1 protein-coding gene and 1 pseudogene are annotated in these 1131 nt (G+C 54.0%); one reads left to right on the top strand and one right to left on the bottom strand.

Annotation, left to right across the window (positions count from 1 at the left end):
- Positions 1-338, top strand: a 338-nt coding sequence (locus J1G18_RS27830) for a DUF6124 family protein (RefSeq protein WP_262415699.1), incomplete at its 5' end; no start/stop codon positions are given.
- Positions 339-430: 92 nt separating this feature from the next.
- On the opposite strand, the pseudogene J1G18_RS27825 reads toward J1G18_RS27830, so the two are convergent.
- A pseudogene (locus tag J1G18_RS27825) lies at positions 431-1131 on the bottom strand (hypothetical protein); the annotation flags it as partial.

The following is a 1131-nucleotide window of genomic DNA, read 5'->3' as shown; positions in this document are numbered from 1 at the left end:
CGCCAATCACAGACCCGCTATCACCCTACGAATCCCTCAACTCCAGAAAACTCCACGAAGCCGCCGAACGCGCCCTCGACCACTACCTCGCGCCCGCGCACATCATGGCAACACCGTACACTCCCAGCAGCATGTTCATGGTCAACCCGCAAACCGACACCGAATCCCTGCTGGCCAACGCCTGCGAGTCCCTGGCCTCAGCCACGGTCATGCTCGGCGATTTCGCCGGGACGCTGGAAGGGCCCAGTCGCAATACGGCGCTGGGCATTGCGCAGGTGGTGATGCTGGGCGAGTTGGCGGTGAATCAGGCGCTGGATAATGTTGTGCCCAAGGAATAGGCGCCAGAGGACGGATTAATGAGTCCGTCCCCTGGTACTCCGATTGTTAAGTCGCGCCTGTTTCACCGGCGTTTTGAAGCCACAGACGTTTTTCAGTTTCTGAAAGCAACCGTATGAATTTTAAGAGAATTGAGATGGTCAGACGGCACATTCGTCATCACGAACCTGAGTGTATCGAACGCTTGTCCGTTGCTTGGGGCAACGACCCTCTCAAAATCAAGTTGGGGATTGATGCCTTCGAAGAACTCTATTGTGGACATCACCAAATTGTTCTTAAGAAACTCAAGTTGGATGCGACCATTCGTATGCATTTCGTACCTGCCTTTGATTGTCGCACTCTTGGCAATTTCATGTCTTAGTGCCAAGGAGTACTTAAGTGTGCCTGGATCATACCCAGCAATCAGAACGGCCCGCATTGCCCAGGGAGAAGAGATCACACCAACAGTTCCGTGTACCCCGATCGTTGTAATAAGCGTTAGTTTGGTGTGGAACCCCTGCATGGACTCCCCTGGTTCGAGAAACTGGACGGGATATGACTTAAAGTCTTCGACGATGAACGCGGGAGCGTCTACGTTCACAGTCCACTCTCCCGACTCCATCCCGCTGCCATACAACGCCTTGGCTTTGAACACATGCTTCGTACGCGTCAGTCCGGTCAGTTCAACCGCCCATATTCCATCTGCATTGGCCTCGACCCTTTTGCCTGTGGAGCTGTTACCGTCGAAAATTTCCACCTCAAGATGCTTGGTCGCCGTCCCCCTCAGACGAACAGTGGTGTCACCGGTGCTTCCAT

This window comes from Pseudomonas sp. MIS38 (assembly GCF_019891575.1).
Classification (GTDB): domain Bacteria; phylum Pseudomonadota; class Gammaproteobacteria; order Pseudomonadales; family Pseudomonadaceae; genus Aquipseudomonas; species Aquipseudomonas putida_A.
Note: the sequence above shows the minus strand (reverse complement) of the source record. Positions and strands in the feature narration are given on the sequence as shown.